Raw genomic sequence first — 26,496 nt, 5'->3', positions numbered from 1 at the left:
ATGTGTGGCATCATTGGTATTATCGGTACAAAGCCTGTTGTTCCTCTCTTATTGGATGGTTTGAAACGGTTGGAATATCGTGGATATGATTCCGCGGGGATTGCCACACTGGTTGATGGTGGTCTGCAAAGACGGCGCGCGCAAGGCAAGCTCGTTAATCTGCAAAACCGTGTCGAAGAAGACCCCATTACCGGTATGACAGGAATTGGTCATACCCGCTGGGCAACACATGGTCGTCCCAATGAGGTAAATGCCCACCCGCATGCCAGTGACAAGGTATCGCTAGTCCATAATGGTATTATCGAAAATTTTCAGGAACTACGTGCCGAGCTGGATGCCAAAGGACAAGCATTTCAGACCGAAACTGATACCGAAGTTGTCGTGCATCTGATCACACATTATTTGAATGATGGCCTGTCACCTGAAGAGGCCGTTCATACGACTCTCAAGCGCTTGGAAGGCGCTTTTGCTCTGGCAATTGTCTTTGCGGGTCGGGAAGATCTTATGATCGGCGCACGCCGTGGCAGTCCACTTGCCGTTGGGTATGGTGATGGCGAGATGTATTTGGGATCTGATGCTCTTTCTCTTTCTCATTTGACGGACCAAATTTGTTATCTGGAAGAAGGGGATTGGGTTGTTCTAGATAACAATGGTGCGACGATCAGAGATCTTGCTGGAAACCTTTTGAACCGTGAAGTCGTTCAAACTGCTGTGTCCGGTGCGATGATTGGCAAAGGCCAATACCGTCATTTCATGCAAAAAGAAATCTATGAACAGCCTGCAGTTGTCGGTGATACGCTTCATACGTTTTTTAATCCGCTGGCCCGTTCTATTCAGCTCCCTGACTTTCCGTTTGATCTCGCCAATATTTCCCGTCTGACCATCGTCGGGTGCGGCACAGCATCTTTGGCGGGGATGGTGGCCAAATACTGGCTGGAACAGGAAGCCCGCCAGTTGGTCGAAGTCGATATTGCCTCTGAGTTTAGATACCGTGAAGCACCGTTGCCGGAAAATGGTGTCAGCTTGTTTATTTCGCAATCTGGAGAAACAATTGACACCTTGGCGGCACTTCGCTATGCCAAGGAACAGGGGCAAAAGATCGTCTCTGTTGTCAATGTACCTGAATCGACCATTGCCCGTGAATCAGATATGGTGTTGCCTACTTTGGCGGGGCCTGAAATTGGTGTGGCATCAACCAAGGCCTTTACCACGCAGCTTACTGTCCTTGCTTGTCTTGCAATTGGTATTGGTCGTGCCAAAGGGACGATCTCGCCGGAACGTGAAGCGGAGCTGTCTTCGGCTTTAACCGAAATTCCGTCACGTATTACTGAAATCTTGAATACAGACGAGGCCATCCGCAAAATCTCTGCTGATGTCAGTGAAGCGCGGGATGTACTTTATCTTGGGCGTGGCAATCTTTACCCCATGGCGATGGAAGGAGCATTGAAGCTCAAGGAAATCAGTTACATCCACGCCGAAGGCTATGCCGCGGGCGAAATGAAACATGGTCCCATTGCTTTGATTGATGAAAACGTCCCTGTTATCGCATGCGCCCCAAGCGGCCCGATGATGGAAAAGACGATTTCCAACCTTCAGGAAGTTCATGCGCGTGGTGGACAGATTATTCTGTTCTCTGACCAAGAAGGCGTTGCACGGGCCGGTGATATTGCCAAGCATAGCGTTGTCTTGCCAAGGGTCGATCCCTTTGTGGCGCCTATCCTTTACGCGCTTCCTATCCAGCTTCTCGCATATCATACCGCTGTCCTTAAAGGTACAGATGTTGATCAACCCAGAAATCTAGCCAAGTCTGTGACTGTTGAATAATTGCCGAGTTAAAGAGAACTAAAAAAAATATCTTTTGAGGATGGTGGGCTATATTATATGAGTTGGTCTCGTTAGGGTCTTAGTCCAGTTCAATGGTTTTCTACCTAATGAATTTTTTATGTTTCATATCTCCCAAGTTAGGGAGTCTTAGATGATGAGTTTTGATTCAAATGATCTTGAATGGCTGGTTATTTCTCCCTTGCTCACCAAGACTGGAAGAGTGGTGATGTTCCTTGGTTGGTAACTTTAGTTGTGCCATCAAAATTCAATAAATCAATGTTAGATCATCTTTTGAATAAGCTGCAAGGTGCTCATAAATTGAAAATTTTTCCTAATAATTGAGTTTTTACAATGAAAAGCGGGTTGATGCTGGGAAATGAGTTTTTATGATTGTGTTCTCAATGTATTTTCTTCTCGGGATTTCAATAACACCCTCAGTAAATTGAAAGAAGAGAATGATATTAATACAGAAAATCTAAAAATCTATAAGCATAAATTAGGTAATAGATTTTTATTGATTTTTCTATTGATATTTCTGGTTTGGGGGATGTGTATTTATAGTTACTTGGCTAGTGGTAAGTTGATACCTATTTATGCGGGTATTTTTATAAGTATATTATTTTTGTTCTCATTATTTTATGCACCAATGAAGCGCCTAGAGCGTATGGTGATTTCTTGTACTACGCCTACTTTTGTAATGGGGACAATTATTCGGCGATGGATTGATAGATATGGGCAATTCGAAGTTCGTTATGAATTCTTTCTGAATGGCACAAAGCATACTGACGTTCAAAGAATAGGTGTCGGTTATTACTTTAGTGAGTGGGAAAAGAATAAGCCTGTAGAAATTGTGTGCGCTAAAGATTTACCAAAATATTCCTGCATATATATAGATTCAAACTTCAATTTATATTGCTTGTCCAATGTTGCATTGACTTTAGAGTTTAAAGTGGAGTCTTAATTAATGACAAACTCATCTTCTCAAAAATTTGTTTTTTACTACACAGGTGATGACGGCAAAATTCAAGTGCCAAGTACCAAGTACCAAGTACTATAATGAGTTATAGTACTGCGGGGTAAATTTTATGATTTTTTTGTGGTTTCTAGGACCAAAAGTAAGAAGAAAAATAAAATCTTTAAACGATTCTGGTGATTTAAATTTTAAATGTCTCCAGCATACTAATAAAAGAATTTTACTTAGCTTTGTATTCCACTTTTTTGCTGGAACTTTTTTGTCATTATTGGCGTGGATTTGTTCTGACGAACACTTAGAAACAATTGAAATTTTTACTGCTGTATTAATAATGTATTTTGTTTGTTTTATGTATTTTTTTACAACAGTTAGGTATGAGAAAAAATGCTTAAATTGTTATTTGTATGGCGATGTATTGCCGGCTAAATCTGTCAAAATTACTCGTGGTATGTATGGAAAGCCTTATATTGTCTATGAGTTTACTTATGGTAACAAATCAAAGAAATCACGCTGTATAGCTTCTACTAATTCTATTAAAAATTTTAATAAAAATTCAAGTGTATTCATACTTAGGGTTGTTGATGGGGGAGGGACGTGGATTTTGGAGAGAGAAAGCGTGTCTATACTTTCCTTGAGCAATATTCGAGTAACAAATCTTCTTCAGCATTTTGGGTGATCTGCTCCCCTGAAATGTCCCCGATTTTGATGAGGTCTTTTATTTAATCAGATCTACAAAGTTTGATCCGACTCAGGTTATGCCTGATGAAAATGAAAATCAACATTTTCACGGCTACCGATGGTGGAGCATCGCAGATATTAATGCATCAGATGAAACTTTAGTGCCCTTGGAACTCGGAAAGTATCTCCCTGCTTTGATAGAGGGTCTTGTTCCTGCTGATCCCATCAATGTTGGTGTATGACGCGTATAAGTGTAAAGACCTTCACCATGAAGCTTTCTAATATCTTAGTCTTTGCTGTCTTTTGAAAATATCTCTATAAAATGCTCTGAAACAAAAACGTTAGAGCGAAAAAATGATAATAGAGATCTTGCAGGCCGATACACAGACCATCCTTAAAGTGGTGGAATGTTTTGATCTCTATCGTCAATTCTATGGGCAAGAAAGTGACTGCAAAGCTTGTGAGGCTTTTCTTTCAGAACGTCAGGACAGTTCTGAATCCGTTGTGCTTTATGCGCAGAATAAGGACGGTGATGTTCTGGGGTTTACCCAACTCTACCCGACATTTTCTTCTCTTTCCTTAAGACGAGATCTCATCCTGAATGATCTTTATGTGCATGAAAAAGCCCGAGGACAAGGTGTTGCTCGAAAGTTGTTAACTGCCGCACGGGATCATGGGAAAAAAATGAATTCCAAAGGCCTTCTGCTTGAAACTGATATCCTGAATGCAAAAGCACAGTCTCTCTACGAATCTTTTGGGTTTGAAAGAGAGACGGATCATTATTTTTATTATCTGACGATTTAGGATTCTACCTTTATAGCTCAAGAGTAACGGGTTGATGGTCTGACGCATCGGTTTGTTCATCTACACGCACATTTTTCACGAAAGGCACAAGGCTTTCTGTGATGAAGAAGAAGTCACGGCAATGCGGGCCTTCGGGCCATTGTTCCGGGTCGAAGATGCCGCAAGTTGGGGCATGCTTTTTATCGTTATGGAAAGCAGGCCATGCATCAATGTAATGTTTTGATATCAGGGGAATCTCTGAATTCAACAGGCTGTAGGTTTCTTCGCCAACGACGGCATTGAAGTCCCCGCAAATAATGCTGCGTTCCGGTCTAGGGATCGCTGCATAAGGTCCAGATGAGGGGGCAATGCAGTGGTAATCCAAGTTTGAAACCACTTCTTCTTGTACTTCACATAGATACCCTGCTTGTGCATAGCGTTGTTTCGTACAGTGATATTCCAAATGTGTTGTTGCGATGCGTAAGGGGCCATTTTCGAGGTTAACAACAACTTCCAATGCCTGACGCGGCATATTCTTACATGGCTTTTCTGGCCGAGGCTGAGGTAATAGATGATTAAATACCTGAAGCACAGGAAGGCGGGAGAGAATCATATTGCCAAATTGACGCCGATTATGCTCACCAGAATATAGTCGATCGATTGCAGGTCCCCAAAAGGCACTATGATGAGGAAAAAGGTCTGAAAGAATAGCGTACTGGTCAGCGCCTTGGCCTTGATCTGAATCTGGGTCAAAACGAGCCACTTCTTGCAGGCAAATGATATCGGGATCGCCCTGTGATGAAATGACTTCTGCGATCCTGTTAAGATTGATCTGGCCATCAACCCCGAGGCCACATTGTATATTCCAACTGACAATTTTTGTCATTTGATCCCCGCATGCATGAAAGACTGAACAAACTGACGCTGGAAGAGAAGAAAGGCAACAAGCAGAGGCGCAACAGCCAGAAGAGTTCCAGCGGTAATGATCGACCAATCAACGCCTGATTCCGGGGCGCCAAAAATGGCTAAGCCAACAGTCAGGGGACGAGTTGTTACCGAGTTCGTAATCACAAGCGGCCAAAGAAAGTTATTCCAGTGATAACTGATGGAAACCAACCCAAAGGCGACATAGGTTGGCCGAGCGAGGGGGACATAAACTTTCCATAGAATTTGCCACAAAGAACATCCCTCAATTTTTGCGGCATCTTCTAATTCATGGGGGATCGTTTTAAAGGTTTGTCTCAGAAGAAATATGCCAAACGCACTGGCCATGTACGGTAACCCAATCGCCAGAATACTGTCCACGAGGCCAAGGTTACTCATTGTCGTGTAATTCTCTACAATCAAGACTTCTGGCATAATCATCAGCTGAATCAAGACAAGACCAAAAGCGAGCGATTTCCCCGGAAATTCGAACCGGGCAAAAGAGTAGGCCGCGAGTGTACAGAGAAAGAATTGGACCAATAGGATAGAAGTGACCAACAAAAAGGTATTGAGAAAATAGCGAGCAAAAGGGGCTTGTTCCCATGCCGTAGCAAAATTGTTAAGGGTCAATGGGGCAAAAAGCTCAAACCGGGTCGCGTATTCTGCAGGATGAAAAGCAGCCCAGAGCGCGTAAACGAGCGGTAAAACCCAGAGAAAAGCCAAAAAATAGGCTGCACTGGATTCAATCGAAAATGAAAACTTTCGTCTTTGTATGTTGGCTGTCACTGGTAATGGACCTTTTTATCAAGAAAGACAAACTGCCCGATTGCAATAATCGCGAGTACAGCGAGTAGAATTACCGTCAGGGTTGACGCGTAAGCTTGATCAAGGAAACTGAAAGCAACCTCGTAGATGTAGTACAGTAATAATGAGCTTGCGTTATCTGGTCCGCCTTTTGTCAGGATAAACAAATGATCAACCAGTTTAAAAGAATTAATAATCGCGTTGATCAGCACAAATAGGGTTGTGGGCATTAATAATGGAAACATAATGCGACGGAAATAATACCAACGGCTGGCACCTTCCAGACGGGCCGCTTCTTCCAGTTCGGGTGATAAAGTCTGTAAAGCCGCAAGGTAAAATATCATGAAGAAACCAGCTTCTTTCCATATGGTTATCACGATGATGCATCCTAAAACGGTATCCGGATCTCCGAGCCAGTTGTGGCTTTCGACCCCAAATGCGGCGGTGACTTGATCAATTAACCCTATTTCAGGGGAGTAAAAGAAAAGCCATATATTTGCGACTGCGATCATGGGCAGCATGGTTGGCAGAAAGAAGCTCATGCGTGCCAAAGATTTATACTTCAAACGACTGTTCACCCAAATGGCCATCATCAAAGCCAAAGCAATGGAAATCGGGATCGTGAACAGTGCATAAATTACGTTGTTCCAAGCGACACGCCAGAACACGTCGTCCTCTAACATAAAAGTGTAGTTTTCGAGCCCCACAAACTCAGAGGGCCTGATTGCTGTGCCTTGGGAAAAGAAGCTTTTCGCTAATGTGGCAAGGGTGGGGTAATAGGTGAAAGAGAGTAGAAATAGAGCGGCAGGCAATAATAAAAGCCAACCATATAGCTGATGTTTTGTGGATACATGCTTCATCTATTTACACTCATACCTAATCAACAATAAATTCTAACCATAAAACAGAAAGTCCCGGAGACGAATTAATCGTCTCCGGGGGCTTGCAACCAAAGATTTAACGGTAGCGTTTTAGCAGGCGATCAGCCTGTTTCTGTGCACCGCTTAATGCTTCTGCTGGTGTTTTTGATCCTGTCAACGCTGCCTGAATGGCATCATCAAGAAGTTTTCTGACACGACCATTTTGATAAGTTGATAATTCTGCTGTTGCGAATTCCAACTGGTCACGAGCAACAGCAGCAGGCGGGAAATCAGCTACATACTGTTTCATTTCTTCTGTTTCGTAAGCCGCTGGCATTGTGGCTAGGTAACCTGTTTTCATGCTCCATTCAGCTGTCCGTTTTGGCTCGGTAAGAAACCGGATAAGCTTCATCGTGGCTTTACGTTCTTCGGCAGTCGTTTTTTCAAAGATGTAGAAGTTACCGCCACCGGTGGGTGTGCCGCGACGTTTTTGAGCAGGAAGCATGGCAACACCAAAGTCAAATTTGGCGTTCTTTTTGACAACGCTCAGGTTCCCTGTTGAATGCCACATCATGGCTGTTTTACCTTCAAGGAAGTTCTGACGGAGAGTTCCCCATTCGATCGTTCCCTCAGGCATGATACCATGTTTTGATCCCAGGTCTTTCCAGAACTCTAGCGTTTCAATAGTTGCAGGTGCGTCAAAATATGTTTCGTTGCCATCACTATTCATAAGAACTTGGCCGTTCTGCATGCTAAGCGCGCCAAACATCCAGTATGGATAACCTGTGGATGGGATCATGGTACCCCATTGACCATCTTTGGTTAGCTTTTTACCGGCAGCAACCAATTCGTCCCACGTGGCAGGAGGTGTTTCTGGATCAAGGCCTGCGGCACGGAAAGCATCCTTGTTGTAGTACATGACGATTGTTGATCTTTGAAAAGGAATACCCCAGGTTTTCCCTTGGGTCTGGCCATTTTCCATTAACGCGGGATAGAAACTTTTGAGCCATTCTTTTTCTTCTTTGGTTTCAACGATATCATCAAAGGCAACGATAGCCCCCTGTTCGATCAACTCATAGGTGTCGATTGAAAACATGACAGAAGTCTGAGCAGGTTCCCCACTTTTAAGGGCCGCCAGGGCTTTAATACGCGCATCATTATAATTACCGGCATAGATTGCATTAACCTTGATATCCGGGTTCTGTGCTTCAAAGTCATCAACTAATCCATCAACAATGTTTGTTAATGAGCCGCCAACGGCTACCGGATAATACATTGTAAGCTCAACCGCAGATGCGTTTGTCGCAAGCCCCAACCCCAGGGTTGTAGCGAGCGCGAGACTTCCGGCTTTTCTTTTTAGTGTCTTCAGCATGGTGTAGTCCTCTTGTGATTGAGGAAGACCGTACTTCCGGCTTCCTTTTAGTTCCTGCTACTTGATTGTAGAAGGGGTGTGTAAGGGGGTGAAATTAGAAAGATTGAACCTTTACTTCGTCATTACGTTTACCTGTTGATTTGTCAAAAACATGCACGGCCTTTTCATCCCATTGCAGTCGTGTTGATACGGGGGCTGAAATCGCGACCTTACCGGGGGTGCGTACAAGTATTTCCTGATCATTGATTTTAGCGGTAACAACAGTATCTGCGCCTAGATAATCGGCTGAAACAAGCTCTGCTTTCAGACCCTTATTATCAGATAATGTGATGTCTTCTGGTCTGATTCCGATTAAAAATTGGTCTTTCTTTTTGGCAGATATTTTCTTGCCGATATCACATGCTGTCGGATCAATAAGGTTCATTGGCGGAGTGCCGATAAAAGCCGCAGCAAAGGTTGTTGCTGGTTTGTTGTAAAGCTCTTCTGGGGTGCCTTCTTGCTCAATTTTACCATCGCACATCAAAATAACTTTATCTGCCATACTCATCGCTTCAGCCTGATCGTGTGTGACGTAAATAACGGTCATTCCTAAACGCTGTTGAAGTGCTCTGATTTCGACACGCATTATATGGCGAAGCTTGGCATCCAGATTAGAAAGTGGTTCATCCATCAGGCAGATTGGATTTTCAGCGATAATTGCCCGTGCCAGTGCTACGCGTTGCCGTTGCCCACCAGAAAGTTGCGCTGGTTTGCGATCAAGAAGCTGTTCAAGCCCTACCTGCTGAGCAACTTTTTGCAGACGATCACTTTGAACAGGTTTTGGTGTCTTGCGTACTTTTAAGCCAAAGAGAATGTTTTCTTCTACATTAAGATGGGGGAACAGAGCGTAATTTTGGAACACCATTGAAAGATGACGTTCAGCTGGTGATGCTGTCGTCATATCTTTCCCATTGATAACAAGTTTGCCTTGGCTGATTTCTTCTAAGCCAGAGATCATTCTCAGCGAGGTGGATTTTCCGCAACCAGATGGCCCCAAAAGTACGGCAAAAGTTCCTTGGTCTATAGAGAAGGAAACATCATTAACAGCAGTTGTCTCTCCCCATATTTTACTTATGCCTTGTAGTTCTATGGCTGACATATTCTCTCTTTTGCCTTTCAGGTTCCTGTACCCTCTATGAGAGGTGTCAGCACCAAAATATGGTGCCTGTATAGGGGTGAATTATGTAACTATTGTGTACATAAAATTACATGAATGTAAATATTCTTACACTAGAGGGTGTGAAAGCCAAATACCGTTGTGATAAACCTTGGTTAGCTAGGGCACAGGTTATTTGGGGGCGACAAAAAGTTTTGTTCCTGCTTTATCTAATGCTTCAACGATTGATTTTGGGGGGGGCGTGTCCGTAAAAATACCATCAACCTCTGCGGCACTGGCAAATGGCATCATGGCATCTGCGTTAAATTTCGAATGATCAGCAGCGGCAAATTTATGGCGTGAAATGGCTAAGGCAGCTCTGGATGCCTGTGCGTCACGATAGTCGTAGTCCAAAAGCTGTCCGTCATTTGTGATGGTGCCTATGCCGAAGATGCCATACCCAACTCGAAAGCTTTTAAGGAAGTCGGTTGTCGTTTCCCCCGCTATGGCGCGGTCTTTATTGCGAACAAGTCCCCCTGGTAAGATAATTTCGAAGTCCGTTTTTTCACAAAGTATTGAGACGACGCCAATGTGGTTTGTAAGAATTCGTAGCCCCTCGTGATAAACGAGTGCTTCGGCAACTGCTTCCATGGTCGTGCCAATATCAATGAAAAGCGAAGACCCATTCGGGATCTGCTTTGCAACTTCACGGCCAATTGCTGCTTTTTCTTGCGCGTTTCTGACTTTGCGGTTGGGATAGGCTAAGCCATCTATTCCAGCGGGTAATCCTGCACCACCAAAATGACGCTGGAGCAAGTTTTTTTCACTTAAATAGATGATATCACGGCGAATGGTCTGTTGAGAAACATGGAATTTTTCGGCGAGCATTTCTAAGGACGCAAATCCACGCTCACGAACAAGATCGATGATCTGGTCCTGACGATTGTTGATACCTATGCGCTTTTGATCAATCACGGAAATTACCTGTATTGGATAAGGGCTTATTAATTGAAATATAATTATATACGTTGATAATGTAAACTTTCTTACATTTATGTGTTTGTAGGTTTAAGTTTTATACCTTGTTTCCGATGCCTTTGATTGAAAGACTATATCTATTAGCAGTTTTTTTATTCCTTAATAGCCTCTCAGAACTATTGAAATCAGTGTCTTAGTGCTTATATCTTCGACAGGGAATATAGTGAAGTTTAACAAACTTTATCACTCATACCCGTATCGTTTTATCCCCTTTGTTTTAGCGTAATTATTTGTCGAGTAATCTTGGGCTATGATTGATTTAAATAAGCTTCGTACTTTTACTGTGGTGGCGGATGAAGGTTCAATTACAAAGGCGGCGGCACGCCTTTATAGAACGCAACCTGCTATAAGTGCTCAGCTTAAGGATGTTGAAGAGGAAACAGAGCTAGTACTTTTTGAACGGAAAAATTCAAAGATCTATTTGACTAAAGAAGGCACATGTCTGTTCGAATACGCACGTGAGCGTATTGATGAAATTGATGGAGTTGTGGCCTGCCTTCGTAATAATCGACAAAACCTGGATGGGACAATTCGCTTAGGAGTTTACTTCGAGCTTACCTCTTCTTTTGTTCCTGAGATTGTGCATGCATTTAAAAGGGAACACCCGAGAGTTCGTTTAGATATTATTGAGCTCGACCATGATGCTCTCGAAGTTGGGCTTTTGGGAAATGATATCGATCTTGGACTGGTTACAACCCTAAAAAAGCCTAGCTTCTTTGAAACACAGCCCTTTTATAGTTTTCAACGCCACCTTGTCGCATCACGTGAGTATTTGTCGACCGTTTCATCGACACTTACGTATGAAAATATTTTTGATCTAGAGGTTATTGCGAGCTCTAATCTCCTTTCTGATTATAAATATTGGCTTAAAATAAACCAGCAAAACCAACTCCTTAAGCAGGTTGATAATATCACTAAGCTTATAACCGTAAAGGATGCTGAGGCTTTGCGCAGTTTGATAAAAAAAGGAGCTGGAATAGGTTTTTATGATGATTTTGGAGGGCAATCAAAATCAGAAGATTATGCTGTCGTACCTGTATTCCCAGAATCTAAACCGATCACGATTAATATTGATGTTGCCCGCCGTAAAACGAGAACACAAAATCTTCTTCAAGATGAATTTTATGATTTTCTTATCGAAAAATCAGAGGCAGGTCTGACCTGACCACTTTTTGCTTACACGAGCATTTTTTTGTTTGTGCTTAATGGTTGTAAGCTAGGTGATGAAGAGATTTATGGCTTCAGTTCTGCTATGAATATTTAGCTTTTTGTATATTGATTTCAATTGCACTTTAACTGTGCCTTCTGATTTTCTCGTTATGTTCGCAATTTCTTTATTACTCATGCCTGTTTTCAGGAGAGTTAAGATCTGAATTTCTGTCGTTGTTAACTGTATTTCTGAAAATAAATCACTGTTTGAATAAAGTACGTCATCTCTATGAGACAGATCCAAAGAAAATGATTGATGGATTAAATTGAATAGCCCGTTAATTGGCTTGTTTATGGAATAGATGGCTTCTACTTCAATGGTATTCAAAATATGGGCTGGACCAGTTTTTTCATCGGTTATGAGAATTATTTTTGCAGACGTATTCTGTTTGATTGATGCAATTCTTAATAAACAATTTTTACTAAGCGTTGCAGATATATACAAAATACAGTGAGGAAATTCCGTATAATTGAAGGGAAGACGTATATCGTCACCATCGTTGATGAAAACTTTGCTTTCGGGGAAGGCTATGCCAACTTCATCTGCAATGAATTTTTTGATCATGTCGAGTTCACCAAGAATGTAAAAAGAGGTGAGGTCGTGTGTTGGAGACATAAAGGTAAACCTGTTTTGCACAAGAAGTCGTTAGAAATCAGATGAATATCCTTTTTGAAGATTTGAAGGCTATTCCTAGTTTTATCTGACATACTGTATGTATGTTTTGTTTTTATTCTTCCAAATCAGAATTTCTTTCTGGTTTTGATAGTCGTGTTTATGGCTTTTTAAATTTTGGACGAAATAAAAAGAGGTCCGCAAATCGCGAACCTCTTTTCGACATTGCGTTTGATGGGTGATTTAGAACGCGACAGAAATACCTGTTTGGAAGTTGGTGAAGTCTTCGACACCGCCTTCATAGTCCCCGATTGTTGCGCCTGCCCAAGTTGTTAATCCAGGGGCGATTTCGTAACCAACACCAGCGGAATAGGCAATACTTTCGTTCTCGACGCCGTTATCTTGGTCAAACTCTGACCACGCAGCACCCACAGACATGCTCCACGCGCCAATACCGTATGATAACCCTGTATCAACAGTGTTGATCTCGCTTGTATTTTCGGTGTCTTCATGTAGCACGCCGACGGCTGCTTTAAAGCCCGCGTAACCAAGCATCAAACCGCCGCCTACGGCATAATAAGTGTCGTCAGAAGATCCTTGGCTGGTGACTTCGTGGGTGGCTCCTATAAGTGCAGCATCAATGGTAAAGTCATTGAAGGTACCAGAATAATTCAGACCAGTATCAATATGGTTGTTAAAACTAGTTTCGTCGCCGCTGACGGATTGCCCTGAATCACTGTCAGGGGCAAAGGATAACCCGGCTTTAAAGCCATTAAATGTTGGGGTGAAATATGTGATTTTAGACGAATCAGATGAATCACTAAAATCTGCGGCGGTACGCCCCAGGTTACCTTCATTTTCAAGTGCGGACAAACCACCAGTATAGTTACCAAACATGCCGTACTGGAACCCAACTGAAGAGCCTGAAACCATCATCCGATCACCCGCTGAATCTTGGTCGCCAAGTTCAACGCGTCCGAAATCACCTTCGATAAAGATATGGTTTTCATCGGTGTTGTTTGTGTTGTTTTGATCTGCTTCTAATTGAATGTGAAGGCCATAGGTTAGGCCATTATCACTTGTCTGGGATGCATTTAAATGAATCTCAGAATTGGTGTTAAAATCAAGGCCTTTATTGGTGTCTCCACCAGCTACATCTCCATCAACGCCTGTCGACGAAACGTTGAAATCTGTATAAGCAGACCATTCAATTTGCGTATCTGCTGCAGACGCAGATGCGGCAAAGGAAAAACCTGCAGCAAGCGCGGTACTCGCCAGGAAAATTTTTTTCATTTATTTAGATCTCCATAGTAAAGCTGAACTTTGAGGAACATTGCGCATTTTTCTAAATTGCTTACGAGATCTAGCAATGATCTTTCTGCTTCAGCAATACCTCATCAGGGGTATTGAAATTCAAAAAATAATAATTATGCCCATAAATATGTGAATTTGTATTTAAAGTGATATCGTTATTTAAATTTCAGTATTATCAATAGTTTACATCCACATAAAATTTACAATACTTTGGTGTTTTTTGTGTTGAGTGGAGCTTGGATTTAATAGTTTTTCCGTAACCCAAGTGGTCGCGATAATTGGCTCTTGAACTGTGATCTATGCTTGTTTAGCGTTCAAGCTACTCAATTCTCGAGATGTCTAATTGCCTGCGTCGCCAACCTTATATTTGTTTAGGATACCCACAATGTCTCTTTCTTTACGAGATAAGTCTCTTTTCCAACAACAGGCCTTTGTTGGAGGTAAATGGGTTGATGCAGTTTCTGGCAGAACGGTTCCTGTATATGATCCGGCTACGGGAAATGAATTGGGGAAAATGCCTTGGATGGGGGCTGGGGAAACACGTAGAGCAATAGAAAGCGCGGAAGAGGCTCTTGTCGGCTGGAAGGCAAAAACAGCAAAAGAACGCGCTTCTGTTTTGCGGCGATGGCAAAATCTGATGTTAGAGCACCAAGATGATTTGGCTCAGATCATGACAGCTGAACAGGGAAAGCCACTGGACGAAGCAAGAGGGGAAATTAGATCTTCTGCCGGTTATATTGAATGGTTCGCAGAAGAAGCTAAACGGGTATATGGCGAAACAATTCCGGCTGGGCGTCATGATCAACAGCTTTTGACAATCCGACAGGCAATCGGCGTTGTTGCTGCAATAACACCCTGGAATTTTCCGGCGCAAATGATTGCGCGTAAATGTGCGCCGGCTTTGGCCGCGGGCTGTACTGTTGTTGTGAAGCCAGCACCTCAGACGCCTTATTCTGCTCTTGCTTTGGCTGTCTTAGCCCAGAGAGCCGGATTGCCAGATGGTGTCTTTAATATTGTGACGGGCAAGGCTGGTGAAATCGGGGATGAAATGACGTCCCATCATGCGGTTCGTAAGCTTTCTTTTACCGGATCAACCGTTGTCGGTAAGGTTCTGATGGAAAAGTGCGCTTTGACGGTAAAACAGGTTTCTATGGAACTTGGCGGGAATGCCCCCTTTATTGTTTTCGACGATGCCAATCTTGATCTTGCGGTAAAGCACTTGCTGGCAAGCAAGTTTCGCAATGCAGGTCAAACCTGTGTCTGTGCCAATCGGATCATGGTCCAAAAAGGTGTCTATGATACTTTTGCCGAGAAGTTGGCAAAGGCTGTAAAGGAGATAAAAGTCGGCGCTGGTCAAGAGAAAGGCGTAGAGTTAGGTCCATTAATTGATGACCGCGCGATTGATAAGGTTGATGGTCTGGTCCGGGATGCCTTGTCCAAAGGGGCGGAAGCTCTGGTCGGGGGAACGTCGTTGTCCTTTGGTGATCAATTTTATGCCCCAACAGTGTTGACGGGCGTTACTGAAAATATGCAGGTTTTTCACAAAGAGATCTTTGGTCCGATTGCGCCGCTCTACTGTTTTGAGAAAGAAGACGAGGCCATCAAATTGGCGAATGCGACACGCTATGGCTTGGCGGCTTATTTCTTTTCTCGTGATGTTGGTCGGGTGTGGCGTGTGTCCGAAGCTTTGGAGTTCGGTATGATCGGAGCTAATTCGGGAACGTTATCTTCCGAAGCAACACCTTTTGGCGGGATTAAAGAATCTGGAATTGGTCGTGAAGGAGGGCAATACGGGCTTCAGGAATATCTTGAAATTAAATATATTAACATGGGGTTAGAGGGCTGATTTTAAATAAATCCTTTTACCAATGAATAAAAATTGCTCTCGCGTGTTTTATAATTGGGATAAACAAATTTAAGGGTTTTATAATGTTAAAAAATACAGTCAATTTTCTGTTTGCTGCGGTTCTTGTGTTCTTGCCTTTGAAGGCGATAGCCAGTGATTGGCAACTTGATAATGACAGTTCGCGGTTAAGCTTTGGCTCTATCAAGAAAACATCTGTTGGAGAGAGCCATTATTTTTCTAATCTAAAGGGAAGCGTGAACGCTGCTGGTAAAGCGCAAATTCAAGTTGAGCTGAGTTCTGTACAGACTGGCATTGATATTCGGGATGAACGCTTAAAAGAACATGTCTTTAAAGCGGATTCGTGGCCACAAGCAACACTTGCTATGGATGTGGATATTACTTCTTTAACCGCCCTGAAACCCGGGGAGATGATGGTTTTGGAAGATGTCGATACCAACGTGTCAATTGCGGGTGCAAACAGTGAGATTACAAGCTCTATTGTTGTGACACGCCTTAGCTCGACACGGATTATGGTTCAGCCCGATTTTATTGTGATGCTCGATGCCGAGGATTTCAATTTAGAAGCTGGTGTTGAGGTTTTACGTGAACTGGCGGATCTGAGTTCGGTTGCGACTATCGTTCCGGTTAGCTATCGATTTGTGTTTGAACGTCTTAATTAAATAAGGATAAATCCTATATTTTTATTCATGGCCTGTTACTGTTATTTACAGTGGTAGGCCATTTTTTTGTTTAATATCTGTGCTCTAAATTTATAGTGGTGTTGATAAATCTATCAAGTGTGTGCCCACGCAGGCATTGTCCATATAAAATCCCTTAAGGCTCAGTTATATCTTGAGCCCGAGAAAATCTTGGGACCCAGTAATGAAGGCAATCAGATGAAGAATAATAAACTTGTGTTGGCAACACGCCCAAACCCAACAATCTCGGCGAATATTTTCCGGTTGGAAGAAGAACAAGTTTCGCCTTTGTCTAATGGCCAATTTCTAATCAAAAACCACTATCTCTCTGTTGATCCTGCAATGCGCGGGTGGGTGACAGATATGCCGAACTATATTCCCTCTGTCGATATCGGCGCGGTGATGCGAAGCTTTGCTGTCGGTGAAGTGGTCGAAAGCAAGCATCCTGACTATGCCGTTGGCGAATTTGTGTATGGACTGTTTGGGTGGCAAGAGTTTGCGGTAAGTGATGGTACGGATATTGAGCGCAAGGTTAATTCTGAGGATGGCCCTCTTTCGATCAACCTTCATGTACTGGGGATGACGGGCGCAACAGCCTGGTTTGGATTAACCGAATTTGCTGATCCTAAAAGGGGAGAGACTGTTGTGGTTTCGACGGCGGCGGGCGCTGTGGGATCTATGGTTGGACAGATTGCCAAAGCAAGGGGCTGTCGAACCATTGGTATTACGGGTAGTGATGAAAAAGCAGCGCGTTGCCTCAAGGAATTTGGGTATGATGCTGTATTGAATTACAAAACAGCGACAGATTTGGCTGGTGATCTTGCCAAGGTTTGCCCTGATGGTGTCGATGTCTATTTTGATAATGTCAGTGGCCCAATTTCAGATGCTGTTATGAATTTGTTTAATATCGGCGCCCGGATGACTGTTTGCGGCGTGATTGGCATCTCGCCGGATCACATGAATGGTCCACGTGTATCGCGTACTATGCTGGTGAAGAGGGCCAAGATGCAAGGTTTCTTGATTTTTGATCATATGCACCGTCTCTCCGAAGCTGTTTCAGGTCTCTTGCCACTCTACAAAACAGGGAAATTAAGTTTTAGCGAAGAGATATTTGAAGGGCTGTCTTCTGCGCCTAAGGGGCTGGAAAGCCTTCTGACCGGAGCTAATCAGGGTAAGGTCATCGTAAAGCTATAGATCGTAAAATTTAGAGAGAAGGCGGTAGGAGGAAGGAGCGGCCTAACATAGTCGTCTCTCTATTGATCAATTATCCGCCCTTTATAAAGCGTTCCTTCTTTCGATATCCAGGTTATGAGATTGCCTTGGACCGTCATATCATAACAAGTCCAGCCAAAAGGTCCCCATTGCGAGCAATATTGATCAGCTTGCACGCTCCATTTCCCCTGTTCAGATTTTCTGTCTTGTGCCTGATAACTGGTTACTCCTGAAGCATTGAAGGTTTGCCAGAAACCATTATTTGCATCTTGGCGATGAACAACCTTTTTGTCTGTGAGATACTGTCTGATCTCCTCACTGGATAGTTTTCTTTCTTCGCTATGTGCAAATGTTGGGAAATGGATGAGAGCGATCAAAATGATGATGTATTTGTAAGGGTTCATGTACTGGTTAACTCTTCCGAAGAGAATGCGTTTCTTTAAACTTCTAGTGTCTTCAAAAAATATTACCCTGTCACGATCTTGTGAACTTCTAACTGTATAATAAAAACAGTGATTTATCAGGGCTAAGAGGGAGATTACAGTGCCTATAATAACTATTATAATAATCTGATCTTTAAATTCGATACTTTTATTTCCACTTAGTCTGTCCTAAGTATTTAATATCAAAAATATAGCTTTATCTTTCAGGAGCCTGTTGTATGCCGACCTATCACGATGATGATGTTCAATATGATTATGATCTGTTTGTAATCGGTGGGGGTTCCGGTGGTGTTCGTGGTGCACGAATGGCTGCGGCTACGGGCGCTAAAGTCGCTTTGGCAGAGGAATATCGCTATGGCGGAACTTGCGTTATTCGCGGTTGTGTTCCCAAGAAACTCTTTTCCTATGCAAGCCATTTTCATGAAGAATTTGAAGATGCCGCCGGGTTTGGTTGGTCCGTAGGTGGTAGCTCTTTTGACTGGAAGACACTGATTGCCAATAAAGATAAAGAGATTGATCGCCTTGAAGATATTTATAAGGGCATTTTGAAAAATGCAAATGTAACAAGATATGACGGGCGTGCTGTTCTTGAAGACAGGCACACTGTGCGTGTTGGCGATCAGACTTTTACGGCCAATAAGATCTTGTTAGCTCCTGGCGGTCATGTTGTCTTCCCCGAAGGAAAAGGCTGGGAGCATGCGATTAGCTCTAACGAAGCATTTCATCTGGATGAGCTGCCCAAGCGCGTGATCGTCTATGGTGGTGGTTATATTGCGGTCGAGTTTGCAGGGATTTTCAACGGTCTTGGGGCCGATGTAACGCAAGTTTATCGCGGTGATGCACTCTTGCGTGGATTTGACCGTGATGTTCGCGAATTCCTAGGTGCTGAAATGGCTAAAAAGGGTATCGCGCTTGAGCTTAATTTGACGATTGAAAATATAGAAAAAACAGATGGCGGACTGGAAGTAACCTATTCTGATGGGCGCAAGGTCGAAGTGGACGCTGTTTTTGCGGCAACAGGTCGTAAGCCGAATGTTGAGGGACTTGGCCTTGAAAAGGCCGGTGTTGAACTAAACAGCAAAGACGCAATCAAGGTCGATGAATTCTCTCAGACAACGGCGAAGAATATCTATGCCGTTGGAGATGTGACTGATCGGATTAACCTAACACCTGTTGCCATTCAGGAAGCAATGGCTTTTGTTGACACAGCCTTTAAGGGTAAGCCTCGCGCGATGGATCATCATAATGTTGCGACCGCTGTCTTTAGTCATCCGCCCGTTTGTACGGTTGGCTTGAGCGAAGAACAGGCGTTGGATCGTTATAGTGACGTTGATGTATACCAATCTTCTTTCCGCCCCATGAAGCACACCTTGTCTGGGCGTGATGAAAGGGCTTTGATGAAGCTGATTGTTGAAAAACATGGCAAGAAAGTTGTTGGGCTTCATATGGTCGGCGCTGACTCGCCTGAAATCGTTCAGGGTTTTGCTGTTGCCATTAAAGCCGGGGCGACGAAGGATATGTTTGACGCAACTGTTGGCATACACCCAACAGCTGCGGAAGAGTTTGTCACAATGCGTGAGCCTGTGAAAAAATAACGAACTTACATTTATTGTTTTTAATTACAAAGGGCTGCACGAAATTCGTGCAGCCCTTTGTTTGTGCATAGAATATGACTTTCAGACTTTAAATTATTTAAGGAAAGTCCAGTTTTTGTAAAAGATGCCATTAAATTTAATGAACACAGTCTGCATGATTTGCATAAAGACGTTTTGTAATCCTGTGAAGGCTGATGGCCGCAGCACGTCAACGAAGACACAATAGCGTTCGTGGTCTTCTTCATTGATAGACTGATGCTGGATCGTATCATCAAAAATGAAAAGCGGCTCATCGTGCCAGTAGTGCTTTTTGCCATCGACCTCGATATAGATATTATCACTTTTAATCGGTGTCAGGTTATAAAGAACACGTAGCGTCAGGCGTAAGGGGCCAAAATGCAGTGACGTGGATTTCTTTTTATTAAAAACGGATACGCCGATGGTCTTGATATAGGTAAATTCCTTATTAAAGGCTGGAACCGCATCATTGGTGTTCTTGCCATACCATTTGTAAAACAGCATGCCACGGCTTTCACCGCCAAGTTGAGCGCGGATGTCACCAATGATTTCTTCTTTATTATCGTCAAACTCTTTCAGGACACTTGCTATCTCGTTGCGATGTCCTTCGGGAAAATCATCCAGTTTGTACACATATCTGTTGCGATCAGAAATCAGATCAAGGAACAGATTGATCGGGGACAAGGCCCAGGTTAGCATGCCGTTGCCGATAAAATATTTCTTTGCCAGATCTGCTGTGACCTGATGGTGACGCCCGACATCCAGAAGACCCATGATGATAAAGGCTATGGTCAAGAGGGGGATGAAGTAGAGGAGGATCGCCAGCGGAATGATTACGCGTAATAACCTGCTGATCTGTTTCTTGCTCATAAAGTGACCCTTAGCTTCTGACCGAATACGACATGTCTCTGATATTTCCGGCTGAGCCTGATATCTTGGGAAGATCGATCGGCGGTGTGATTTTCAAACTGGCTAACGTTTCTTCTATGTATATAGCCCGTCTGCTGAACTGTTTCAAATGACGAAAAGCTATAAGTGCGAATCGCTATCAACTAATCATGAATAGGCTTTGCTGCAAATGAAATTCTAGTGAAATCTGAATTCTAGATGCCTATATCAAGAGTATCTTCCGTACTGCGGATATGCTTGAGATATGTGTTTTTGATGAATATATAAGATAAGTAAGGCTTTATGCTGGTAAAGGACAGAAAAGACGATTAAAACTGTCAAACGTGAAATTATATTGTGTAATTTAGAGGTATTGTAAATGAGCGCGAAATGGACACCTAATTCCTGGCGCGCCAAGGATATTCGGCAAGTGCCCGAATACCCGGATTCTGCTGTTGTAGATTCCGTGGAAAAAACCTTGGCGGGCCAACCGCCACTGGTTTTTGCAGGCGAGGCACGCAGACTACGTAAGCAACTTGGTGAAGTGGCCGAAGGCCGCGCCTTCCTGTTACAGGGCGGCGATTGTGCAGAGGCATTTGCCGAGTTCCATCCTGACAATATCCGCGATACTTTTAAAGTAATGCTGCAAATGGCTGTGGCTTTGACCTTTGGGGCAGCTTGCCCTGTTGTTAAAGTTGGCCGTATGGCGGGACAATTCGCTAAGCCACGTTCAGCGGGAACAGAAACAATCGATGGTGTGGAGCTGCCAAGCTATCGTGGTGATATCATTAATGGTATCGGTTTTACCCCTGAAGAACGCATTCCCGATCCGGAACGTTTGGTAAAAGCTTACCACCAATCAGCTTCGACGTTGAACCTGTTGCGGGCTTTTGCACAGGGTGGTTATGCCAACCTTCGTAAGGTTCACGACTGGAACCATGATTTCGTTCGTAACTCTGCGCAATCAGATCGCTACGAAGCCTTGGCTCAGCGTATCGATGAAGCCATTGGTTTTATGGAAGCCTGTGGTTTGACCGAAGACAAGGTTCCGCAGTTGAGCGAAACTGATTTCTACACCAGTCATGAAGCCCTTCTTCTTAATTATGAAGAATCCCTGACCCGCGTAGATAGTCTGACTGGTGATTGGTACGACTGTTCCGCACACATGCTGTGGATTGGTGACCGTACAAGACATCTGGACGAGGCGCATGTCGAATTTATGCGTGGTATCCATAACCCAATCGGTATGAAGTGTGGTCCGACATCCAATCCGGATGACCTGCTGAAACTTATTGACCGCCTGAATCCGAAAAATGATGCTGGGCGTCTGACCTTGATCGTTCGTATGGGCCACGACAAAGTTGAAGAGCATCTTCCGGCACTGATCCGTGCTGTTGAGCGTGAAGGCAAGAAAGTGGTTTGGTCATGTGATCCTATGCATGGCAATACCATCAAGTCTTCTAGCGGATACAAAACACGTCCGTTTGATCGTGTCCTAGCCGAGGTTCGTAACTTCTTTGCAGTTCATAAAGCTGAAGGCACCTATGCAGGTGGTGTTCACTTCGAAATGACAGGTAAGGACGTGACCGAGTGCATCGGTGGAGCGCAGGCGATTAAAGATGAAGATCTTTCCGCACGTTACCACACCTATTGTGATCCGCGTTTGAATGCCAGCCAATCCTTGGAATTGGCCTTCCTGATTGCGGAACAGTTGAAAGAAGAGCGTGAAAACCGTTCCTCTTCACCTGTTGCACAGGCGTCTTAAGGTTCTGACGATTAACGGGTAAGCTTTATGCCTGACAGTACACACGAAAAACGTCAACAGAACAAACACCAGAGGGAGGAGCGATCCTCCCTCTGGCCTGTTGAAGATAAAGACATCACGGCTTGGACCGACCATTATTTTAATAGAAGTAAAAAGGTTGTTGAAAAGTTTGGTGATCAAAAGGTGACCTATGCCATCTTTATGCGGCGTCCTGTCGTGTCCGCGCCGGGTCTTGTCATCAAGTGGCTGGAAGAGATGGCAGAAAAACGTAACTTTGATCTTGAAATAGATCTCCGTTACGCCGAAGGACGATGGGTCGGTGCGGGTGAACCGATAATGTATCTGACTGGATCTCTGGTACATCTGGTAGATCTTGAGACCTTGCTGTTACAGCGCCTTGGGCCTGCCTGTGTGGCTGCATACAATGCCTTTACGATGTGTTCAGATCTTCATTCCGTTGCTTTCCTTGCAATGGATGCGCGCCATTGTGCCGGAACCGACATGGCTGAAATTATGGCCTATGCTGCTTCTGTTGGCGCAGATCGGGCCAAGCGTAAAAACGGAGCAATTGGTTTCATTGGTAATGCGACGGATGCAACGGCGCACTTCTTTGGACAAGATAGCGGTATGGGCACAATGCCGCATGCTCTGATTGGCTATGCTGGGTCGACGTTGAAAGCTGCGGAAATGTTCGATGAAACTTTTCCGGGCGATCCTATGACTGTTCTCGTTGATTATTTTGCTCGTGAGATTACAGATGCACTGACGGTATGTCGCCGCTTTCCAAAACGTGCGGCTGAAGGTCTGTTGTCTGTACGTTTGGATACGGCGGGAAGCCGATTTGTCGAGACACTTGATCCTCCGAGTTCTTATGCGGTGCTAGAACGTAATGTGCCACGGGCAATCCGTGGCTATCGTAACGAAGAAGAACTTCGTTATCTGGTTGGACCTGGTGTATCCGCCGCTGCGATTTGGACGATGCGCGAAGCTTTGGATAAGGAAGGTTTTTCCAAAGTCAAAATTGTTGCTTCATCCGGTTTCAGTCCGGCAAAGTGTCGCTTAATGGCCGAGGCGGAAGCACCGCTTAATGTCGTTGGTACAGGAAGTTACCTGCCTAATCGTTGGTCTGAAACCTATGCGACGGCTGATATCGTAGAATATGACAACGTTCCCCGTGTTAAGGTGGGACGAGAGTTCCTGATTAGAAAGTAAATAAGTCACAATGACTGAAACAGTCACAGATACATCTATTGCAGATCTTATCGATAGTTTTGAATTCCTAGATGATTGGGAAGAACGATATCGTTATATCATCGAGATGGGGCGAAAGCTTCCGGCTATGGACGATGCTCTCAAGACAGAATCTTCCCGTGTTCAAGGGTGTACGAGTCAAGTGTGGCTTGTGTGTAATGTGGATGAAAGCACGCCGCCGCGTTTGAGCTTTATTGCTGATAGTGATGCCCATATTGTCCGCGGGCTTGTTGCTGTTCTTCTGATGATCTTTTCAAATAAGACTGCCCAGGAAATCAAGGCGATTGATATTGATGATATTCTTGCTCGACTTGAATTCTCTCAGCATCTTAGTCCGAACCGTGCCAATGGTTTGCATGCCATGGTAAAGCGTATTCAGGCTACTGCCGAAAGCTATTGTTGAGATCAGTAGCGGGCTTGTAAAATGCCTTCAAAAGTATAAAGGCTCGCAGAAACTTTCTGCGAGCTTTTTTTTGTGACTTTATAATACGGGGGTATTGGGTCGGACTAGAAAGTTCCGGGATAAGAACCACCATCGAGTAGCCAGTTTTGTCCGGTAATAAAGCCTGCACGTGTGCTGCACAGGAATGCGCATGCAGCGCCGAACTCATCAGGTTTACCAAAGCGCTTGCTTGGGTTTGATGACTGGCGTTTGGCCCATTCTTCCTCAAGCGTTGTGCCGTTCTTTTTCGCAGCACCTTCCAGTGTCGCGGTCAGACGATCTGTTTCAAACGGTCCAGGCAATAAATTGTTAACTGTAACGTTATTTGCGGCGACTTCCCGGGCAAGACCAGCCACAAAACCGGTTAAGCCAGACCGCGCACCGTTGGATAGCCCCAAGATAGAGATAGGTGCTTTTACGGCGCCAGAAGTGATGTTCACGACGCGTCCGAATTTACGCTCGATCATCCCGTCAATAACTGCTTTGGTAAGCAAAATAGGAGTGACCATATTGGCTTCTAGAGCTTTGTGCCACTCATCGCTGTCCCAATCGCGGAAGTTACCTGGTGGTGGGCCACCGGCATTGTTTACCAAAATATCAGGATTAGGGCATGCGGCAAGTAAGAGAGCGCGCCCCTCGGCAGTTGTGACATCACAGGCAACAGCTGTTACGGCTGTTCCTGTCGCTTTGCGAATTTCTTCAGCTGTTGTTTCCAGCGACTCTGGTGTTCTTCCGTTAATAACGACTTCAACACCTTCGTTTGCGAGTTCCATAGCACAGGCTTTCCCAAGCCCTTTGGACGATGCGCAGATAATGGCTTTGCGGCCTGCAATATCTAGATCCATTCTGTATCTCCCTGATTTATAAAAGATAGGAATTCATGGGCGAATTTCTTGCCATCAATTTTGTGCTTCTCGGACCATCCTGCAAGCTCTAATGATTGGCTGTGCGTACATTATTTTCGCCATATCAAATTACACTTGTTTTTTGGCAGAAAGAAATCTACATATACTCAATATGAGTATATGTAGATTTCTAGGGTAAGTACTGCCTCTTATCCTTGCCGCCGTACCTGTATAGAGGTAATAAGCTGACATGAGCGAAAAACTGATTATAGCCTTTGCGCAAATGAACCCGACAGTCGGCGATATCCGTGGGAACGCTGATCTTATTCGTGCTGCCCGTAAGAAAGCTGCTGATGCCGGGGCGGACTTGCTGGTTACGCCGGAGTTAAGTCTGGTGGGCTATCCGCCAGAAGATCTGGTTCTCAAGCCAGAACTATTGCTGGAAGCTCAGGCCGAACTGCGGAGCCTTATGGCTGATACAGCTGATGGTGGTCCGGGGATACTGGTTGGGGCGCCAATGCCGGATGTAAAGCTACAGGAAAACCCTTTCAAGAAAGCCTTCACGACAACGGGGTCAGAAATCTACAATGCTGCTGTTCTGTTGGATGGCGGAAACCTTGTTGGCTGGAAGGGGAAGCATTTCCTCTGTGATTATAGTGTTTTTGATGAAAAGCGTGTTTTTAAACAGGGTGCTTTGACAGGGCCGTTTTCTTTCCGTGGTGTCCGCATAGGTGTCTTTATCTGCGAAGATATGTGGGATGCTGATGTTTGCGAAACGCTTGCTGAAGCTGGCGCGGAAATGTTGATCGGGATCAATGGGTCTCAGTTCAACGCCGGAAAAACAGATATACGTCAGCTTTTAGCCATAGAACGGATCAAGGAATGTGAATTGCCGCTGGCCTATCTGAACATGGTTGGGGGGCAAGATGACATTGTATTTGACGGTGGTTCTTTTGTTCTGAACGCGGATTGCAGTCTCAAGGCACAGGCTCCCGTGTTCGATGAGCACTTCATGGTGACAGAGTGGTTGAAGAATACGGATGGTGAATGGGAGTGTCAGCCAGCACAGACCGTCGCACCCGAAGAAGAACTTGCAGCCATTTATCGTGCCTTGGTAATCGGTGTCCGTGATTATATCCGGAAAAATCGTTTCCCCGGTATTGTCATTGGCATGTCAGGGGGAATTGATTCCGCGCTTTCTGCCGCAATTGCAGTGGATGCGATTGGTCCAGAACGCGTGCGTTGTGTGATGATGCCCTCGCCCTATACATCCCAAGAAAGCCTAGAAGATGCAAGGCTTGCCACCGAACTGCTGGGGGTAAAATACGATTCTATTTCTATTGGCCCGGCCATGAAGGCATTCGAAGAAATGTTGGCTCCAGTGATGGCAGGTACCGAAGCGGATACAACAGAAGAAAATATTCAGGCGAGATCGCGTGGCTTAACACTGATGGCTATTTCCAACAAGTTGGGCTATATGGTGCTGTCTACGGGTAACAAATCTGAAATGTCGGTTGGCTACGCAACGCTTTATGGCGATATGTGTGGTGGTTATAACGCCTTGAAAGATGTATATAAAACCAAGGTTTTTGCCCTTTCTCGCTGGCGAAATGAAAACAAACCAGCTGATGTTCTTGGGCCAGATGGTGCGGTGATGCCGGATAGAATTATCACCAAACCACCTTCTGCCGAATTAAAACCAGATCAAACGGATCAGGATAGTTTGCCGGAGTATGATGTTCTGGATGGTATTCTGGAATGCCTTATCGAAGAGGAATTACCCCTTGTAGATATTCTGGCACGAGGATATGACGAGAGCACTGTTCGTCGGGTCTGGCGTATGTTAGACCTTGCTGAATATAAACGACGTCAATCTGCGCCGGGTGTTCGTGTAACAATTCGTGACCTTGCCCGCGATCGACGCTATCCGATTACGAATGCATTTCGTGGTCTTACAAACAGATAA

Annotated in this window: 25 protein-coding genes; 14 read left to right on the top strand and 11 right to left on the bottom strand. The window is 44.3% G+C overall.

Going from position 1 to position 26,496, the window contains the following annotated elements:
• The 5 genes from glmS (at position 1) to ACN0QW_RS08115 (ending at position 4,279) form a co-directional block, all read left to right on the top strand.
• Positions 1–1,824, top strand: coding sequence for a glutamine--fructose-6-phosphate transaminase (isomerizing) (gene glmS / locus ACN0QW_RS08135; protein WP_417430406.1), 1,824 nt, complete (start codon positions 1–3; stop codon positions 1,822–1,824).
• Positions 1,825–2,200: 376 nt separating this feature from the next.
• Positions 2,201–2,785, top strand: coding sequence for a hypothetical protein (locus ACN0QW_RS08130; RefSeq protein WP_417430404.1), 585 nt, complete (start codon positions 2,201–2,203; stop codon positions 2,783–2,785).
• Between the two features lie 124 nt (positions 2,786–2,909).
• Positions 2,910–3,473 carry a hypothetical protein gene (locus tag ACN0QW_RS08125; RefSeq protein WP_417430402.1) on the top strand — a complete coding sequence of 188 codons (564 nt, stop codon included), beginning with the start codon at positions 2,910–2,912 and terminating at the stop codon, positions 3,471–3,473.
• A gap of 79 nt (positions 3,474–3,552) precedes the next feature.
• The gene (locus ACN0QW_RS08120; RefSeq protein ID WP_417430400.1) at positions 3,553–3,717 is read left to right on the top strand and encodes a hypothetical protein; all 165 of its coding nucleotides are present in this window, start codon (positions 3,553–3,555) and stop codon (positions 3,715–3,717) included.
• A 112-nt stretch (positions 3,718–3,829) separates the two neighbouring features.
• A complete protein-coding gene (locus ACN0QW_RS08115; protein WP_417430398.1) occupies positions 3,830–4,279 on the top strand; it encodes a GNAT family N-acetyltransferase in 450 nt (149 codons plus the stop codon).
• Between the two features lie 10 nt (positions 4,280–4,289).
• Here the strand turns inward: ACN0QW_RS08115 and ACN0QW_RS08110 are convergent, their stop codons facing one another.
• From ACN0QW_RS08110 to ACN0QW_RS08085, 6 genes are all read right to left on the bottom strand, one after another.
• Positions 4,290–5,144: an endonuclease/exonuclease/phosphatase family protein gene (locus ACN0QW_RS08110; protein ID WP_417430396.1), complete on the bottom strand. Its 855-nt coding sequence runs from the start codon at positions 5,142–5,144 to the stop codon at positions 4,290–4,292.
• Positions 5,141–5,968 carry a carbohydrate ABC transporter permease gene (locus tag ACN0QW_RS08105; protein ID WP_417430394.1) on the bottom strand — a complete coding sequence of 276 codons (828 nt, stop codon included), beginning with the start codon at positions 5,966–5,968 and terminating at the stop codon, positions 5,141–5,143. Before ACN0QW_RS08105 ends, ACN0QW_RS08110 begins: the two co-directional genes overlap by 4 nt.
• On the bottom strand, positions 5,965–6,846 hold the full coding sequence (locus ACN0QW_RS08100; protein ID WP_417430392.1) for a carbohydrate ABC transporter permease: 882 nt from the start codon (positions 6,844–6,846) through the stop codon (positions 5,965–5,967). The genes ACN0QW_RS08105 and ACN0QW_RS08100 overlap by 4 nt, the downstream gene beginning before the upstream one ends.
• A gap of 97 nt (positions 6,847–6,943) precedes the next feature.
• Positions 6,944–8,218 carry an ABC transporter substrate-binding protein gene (locus ACN0QW_RS08095; protein ID WP_417430390.1) on the bottom strand — a complete coding sequence of 425 codons (1,275 nt, stop codon included), beginning with the start codon at positions 8,216–8,218 and terminating at the stop codon, positions 6,944–6,946.
• A gap of 94 nt (positions 8,219–8,312) precedes the next feature.
• Entirely contained in the window at positions 8,313–9,356 is a 1,044-nt protein-coding gene (locus ACN0QW_RS08090) for an ABC transporter ATP-binding protein (protein WP_417430388.1), read from the bottom strand.
• Between the two features lie 189 nt (positions 9,357–9,545).
• On the bottom strand, positions 9,546–10,328 hold the full coding sequence (locus tag ACN0QW_RS08085; RefSeq protein ID WP_417430386.1) for a DeoR/GlpR family DNA-binding transcription regulator: 783 nt from the start codon (positions 10,326–10,328) through the stop codon (positions 9,546–9,548).
• Between the two features lie 313 nt (positions 10,329–10,641).
• Between ACN0QW_RS08085 and ACN0QW_RS08080 the strand changes: the two genes are divergently transcribed.
• The gene (locus tag ACN0QW_RS08080) at positions 10,642–11,556 is read left to right on the top strand and encodes a LysR family transcriptional regulator (protein ID WP_417430384.1); all 915 of its coding nucleotides are present in this window, start codon (positions 10,642–10,644) and stop codon (positions 11,554–11,556) included.
• Positions 11,557–11,607: 51 nt separating this feature from the next.
• On the opposite strand, the gene ACN0QW_RS08075 is transcribed toward ACN0QW_RS08080, so the two are convergent.
• On the bottom strand, positions 11,608–12,216 hold the full coding sequence (locus tag ACN0QW_RS08075; protein ID WP_417430383.1) for a helix-turn-helix transcriptional regulator: 609 nt from the start codon (positions 12,214–12,216) through the stop codon (positions 11,608–11,610).
• 240 nt (positions 12,217–12,456) lie between these two features.
• Positions 12,457–13,506, bottom strand: a complete 1,050-nt coding sequence (locus ACN0QW_RS08070; RefSeq protein ID WP_417430381.1) for a porin — start codon at positions 13,504–13,506, stop codon at positions 12,457–12,459.
• Positions 13,507–13,912: 406 nt separating this feature from the next.
• Between ACN0QW_RS08070 and ACN0QW_RS08065 the strand changes: the two genes are divergently transcribed.
• The 3 genes from ACN0QW_RS08065 to ACN0QW_RS08055 all read left to right on the top strand — a co-directional run bounded on the left by ACN0QW_RS08065 (position 13,913) and on the right by ACN0QW_RS08055 (position 17,265).
• Complete coding sequence (locus ACN0QW_RS08065; protein ID WP_417430379.1) at positions 13,913–15,373, top strand: NAD-dependent succinate-semialdehyde dehydrogenase; 1,461 nt, start codon at positions 13,913–13,915, stop codon at positions 15,371–15,373.
• Between the two features lie 83 nt (positions 15,374–15,456).
• Entirely contained in the window at positions 15,457–16,053 is a 597-nt protein-coding gene (locus ACN0QW_RS08060) for a YceI family protein (RefSeq protein ID WP_417430377.1), read from the top strand.
• Positions 16,054–16,269: 216 nt separating this feature from the next.
• Positions 16,270–17,265 (top strand): NADP-dependent oxidoreductase, encoded by a 996-nt coding sequence (locus ACN0QW_RS08055; protein WP_417430375.1) that lies wholly within the window; start codon positions 16,270–16,272, stop codon positions 17,263–17,265.
• Positions 17,266–17,324: 59 nt separating this feature from the next.
• Here the strand turns inward: ACN0QW_RS08055 and ACN0QW_RS08050 are convergent, their stop codons facing one another.
• On the bottom strand, positions 17,325–17,687 hold the full coding sequence (locus ACN0QW_RS08050; protein ID WP_417430373.1) for a hypothetical protein: 363 nt from the start codon (positions 17,685–17,687) through the stop codon (positions 17,325–17,327).
• 257 nt (positions 17,688–17,944) lie between these two features.
• Here ACN0QW_RS08050 and gor point away from each other — a divergent pair, with 257 nt between their 5' ends.
• On the top strand, positions 17,945–19,321 hold the full coding sequence (gene gor / locus ACN0QW_RS08045; RefSeq protein ID WP_299379978.1) for a glutathione-disulfide reductase: 1,377 nt from the start codon (positions 17,945–17,947) through the stop codon (positions 19,319–19,321).
• 93 nt (positions 19,322–19,414) lie between these two features.
• Here gor and ACN0QW_RS08040 read toward each other — a convergent pair whose 3' ends face one another.
• The gene (locus ACN0QW_RS08040) at positions 19,415–20,209 is read right to left on the bottom strand and encodes an aspartyl/asparaginyl beta-hydroxylase domain-containing protein (protein WP_417430371.1); all 795 of its coding nucleotides are present in this window, start codon (positions 20,207–20,209) and stop codon (positions 19,415–19,417) included.
• Between the two features lie 397 nt (positions 20,210–20,606).
• Between ACN0QW_RS08040 and ACN0QW_RS08035 the strand changes: the two genes are divergently transcribed.
• Genes ACN0QW_RS08035 through ACN0QW_RS08025 form a run of 3 tightly spaced genes read left to right on the top strand, consistent with a single transcriptional unit; the run spans position 20,607 to position 23,646 of the window.
• Positions 20,607–21,992 (top strand): class II 3-deoxy-7-phosphoheptulonate synthase, encoded by a 1,386-nt coding sequence (locus ACN0QW_RS08035; protein ID WP_417430369.1) that lies wholly within the window; start codon positions 20,607–20,609, stop codon positions 21,990–21,992.
• Between the two features lie 27 nt (positions 21,993–22,019).
• Entirely contained in the window at positions 22,020–23,204 is a 1,185-nt protein-coding gene (locus tag ACN0QW_RS08030) for a nicotinate phosphoribosyltransferase (protein WP_417430367.1), read from the top strand.
• A 10-nt stretch (positions 23,205–23,214) separates the two neighbouring features.
• Positions 23,215–23,646, top strand: a complete 432-nt coding sequence (locus tag ACN0QW_RS08025) for a SufE family protein (RefSeq protein WP_417430365.1) — start codon at positions 23,215–23,217, stop codon at positions 23,644–23,646.
• A 104-nt stretch (positions 23,647–23,750) separates the two neighbouring features.
• Here ACN0QW_RS08025 and ACN0QW_RS08020 read toward each other — a convergent pair whose 3' ends face one another.
• A complete protein-coding gene (locus ACN0QW_RS08020; protein WP_417430363.1) occupies positions 23,751–24,530 on the bottom strand; it encodes an SDR family oxidoreductase in 780 nt (259 codons plus the stop codon).
• 250 nt (positions 24,531–24,780) lie between these two features.
• Between ACN0QW_RS08020 and ACN0QW_RS08015 the strand changes: the two genes are divergently transcribed.
• Positions 24,781–26,496 (top strand): NAD+ synthase, encoded by a 1,716-nt coding sequence (locus ACN0QW_RS08015; protein WP_417430361.1) that lies wholly within the window; start codon positions 24,781–24,783, stop codon positions 26,494–26,496.

This window comes from Kiloniella sp. (assembly GCF_048259265.1).
GTDB lineage: Bacteria > Pseudomonadota > Alphaproteobacteria > Kiloniellales > Kiloniellaceae > Kiloniella.
This window is presented reverse-complemented; position numbering and strand designations above follow the sequence as displayed.

Bases quoted from the DNA above. Each gene is read 5' to 3' on its own strand.
- ACN0QW_RS08110 (WP_417430396.1), bottom strand. From the start codon at position 5,144: ATGACAAAAATTGTCAGTTGGAATATACAATGTGGCCTCGGGGTTGAT.
- ACN0QW_RS08020 (WP_417430363.1), bottom strand. From the start codon at position 24,530: ATGGATCTAGATATTGCAGGCCGCAAAGCCATTATCTGCGCATCGTCC.
- ACN0QW_RS08030 (WP_417430367.1), top strand. From the start codon at position 22,020: ATGCCTGACAGTACACACGAAAAACGTCAACAGAACAAACACCAGAGG.
- ACN0QW_RS08025 (WP_417430365.1), top strand. From the start codon at position 23,215: ATGACTGAAACAGTCACAGATACATCTATTGCAGATCTTATCGATAGT.
- ACN0QW_RS08080 (WP_417430384.1), top strand. From the start codon at position 10,642: ATGATTGATTTAAATAAGCTTCGTACTTTTACTGTGGTGGCGGATGAA.
- ACN0QW_RS08015 (WP_417430361.1), top strand. From the start codon at position 24,781: ATGAGCGAAAAACTGATTATAGCCTTTGCGCAAATGAACCCGACAGTC.
- ACN0QW_RS08070 (WP_417430381.1), bottom strand. From the start codon at position 13,506: ATGAAAAAAATTTTCCTGGCGAGTACCGCGCTTGCTGCAGGTTTTTCC.
- ACN0QW_RS08065 (WP_417430379.1), top strand. From the start codon at position 13,913: ATGTCTCTTTCTTTACGAGATAAGTCTCTTTTCCAACAACAGGCCTTT.
- ACN0QW_RS08130 (WP_417430404.1), top strand. From the start codon at position 2,201: ATGAGTTTTTATGATTGTGTTCTCAATGTATTTTCTTCTCGGGATTTC.
- ACN0QW_RS08050 (WP_417430373.1), bottom strand. From the start codon at position 17,687: ATGAACCCTTACAAATACATCATCATTTTGATCGCTCTCATCCATTTC.
- ACN0QW_RS08060 (WP_417430377.1), top strand. From the start codon at position 15,457: ATGTTAAAAAATACAGTCAATTTTCTGTTTGCTGCGGTTCTTGTGTTC.
- gor (WP_299379978.1), top strand. From the start codon at position 17,945: ATGCCGACCTATCACGATGATGATGTTCAATATGATTATGATCTGTTT.
- ACN0QW_RS08055 (WP_417430375.1), top strand. From the start codon at position 16,270: ATGAAGAATAATAAACTTGTGTTGGCAACACGCCCAAACCCAACAATC.
- ACN0QW_RS08115 (WP_417430398.1), top strand. From the start codon at position 3,830: ATGATAATAGAGATCTTGCAGGCCGATACACAGACCATCCTTAAAGTG.
- glmS (WP_417430406.1), top strand. From the start codon at position 1: ATGTGTGGCATCATTGGTATTATCGGTACAAAGCCTGTTGTTCCTCTC.
- ACN0QW_RS08120 (WP_417430400.1), top strand. From the start codon at position 3,553: ATGCCTGATGAAAATGAAAATCAACATTTTCACGGCTACCGATGGTGG.
- ACN0QW_RS08125 (WP_417430402.1), top strand. From the start codon at position 2,910: ATGATTTTTTTGTGGTTTCTAGGACCAAAAGTAAGAAGAAAAATAAAA.
- ACN0QW_RS08090 (WP_417430388.1), bottom strand. From the start codon at position 9,356: ATGTCAGCCATAGAACTACAAGGCATAAGTAAAATATGGGGAGAGACA.
- ACN0QW_RS08100 (WP_417430392.1), bottom strand. From the start codon at position 6,846: ATGAAGCATGTATCCACAAAACATCAGCTATATGGTTGGCTTTTATTA.
- ACN0QW_RS08075 (WP_417430383.1), bottom strand. From the start codon at position 12,216: ATGTCTCCAACACACGACCTCACCTCTTTTTACATTCTTGGTGAACTC.
- ACN0QW_RS08035 (WP_417430369.1), top strand. From the start codon at position 20,607: ATGAGCGCGAAATGGACACCTAATTCCTGGCGCGCCAAGGATATTCGG.
- ACN0QW_RS08095 (WP_417430390.1), bottom strand. From the start codon at position 8,218: ATGCTGAAGACACTAAAAAGAAAAGCCGGAAGTCTCGCGCTCGCTACA.
- ACN0QW_RS08040 (WP_417430371.1), bottom strand. From the start codon at position 20,209: ATGAGCAAGAAACAGATCAGCAGGTTATTACGCGTAATCATTCCGCTG.